This window comes from Butyricicoccus faecihominis, assembly GCF_014648015.1.
GTDB classification, from domain to species: Bacteria; Bacillota; Clostridia; order Oscillospirales; family Butyricicoccaceae; genus Agathobaculum; species Agathobaculum butyriciproducens.
Genome location: NZ_BMQH01000036.1, coordinates 1 through 791, shown reverse-complemented (window position 1 = coordinate 791; position 791 = coordinate 1). Strand labels below are relative to the sequence as shown.

General features: G+C 55.0%; 1 protein-coding gene. It reads right to left on the bottom strand.

Annotated features, from left to right (window positions below):
- A partial coding sequence (locus IEY11_RS14585; protein WP_188886905.1) for an ATP-binding cassette domain-containing protein occupies positions 1-791 on the bottom strand: 791 nt, incomplete at both ends.

Sequence of the window (791 nt, the reverse complement as noted above, 5' to 3'; positions counted from 1 at the left end):
CCGCCGCGCATTACGATTACGCGGTCGGACATGCCGAGGATCTCAGGCATTTCCGAAGATACCATGATAACGCACTTGCCCTGCTTGACAAGGCTGTTCATTACGTTGTAAACCTCGACCTTTGCGCCGACGTCGATACCACGGGTCGGTTCGTCAAAGATAAAGATCTCTGCATCCGTGTTGACCCACTTGCCGATTACGACCTTCTGCTGGTTACCACCGGACAGCTGGCCTACGATCTCGTCGATCGACGGGGTCTTGATGCGCAGCGACGCAATGTTCTGCTCGCCTGCCTCCAGGATCTTCTTTTCGTTCAGGAACAAGCCCGACGAGAAGCCCTTCATGTTAGCAAGAATCAGGTTGGTGCGAATGGTCTGAGCCAGTACCAGACCCTGTCCCTTACGGTCCTCGGTGAGGAACGCAATGCCGTGATGGATCGCCTGACGCGGGGACTTGATATGTACTTCCTTGCCCTTGATCTTGATCTTGCCGCTGTCGATCGGATCTGCGCCGAATACTGCGCGCATAATCTCGGTACGACCGGCGCCGACCAGACCTGCAAAGCCCAGAATCTGTCCGCCGTATGCCTTGAAGGATACATTGTTCAGGACGCCTGCCTCAACAACGTTATCAACCTCAAGCATCGGCTCCTTGGACTTTTCGCCGAATTCCTTCGGGAACTGGTTGTCCAGCGAACGACCTACCATTGCGGTGATCAGGGAGTCATTATCCCACTGATCGATCGGCTTGGTTGCGATGAACTCACCGTCACGGATAACCTCAACGCGGTC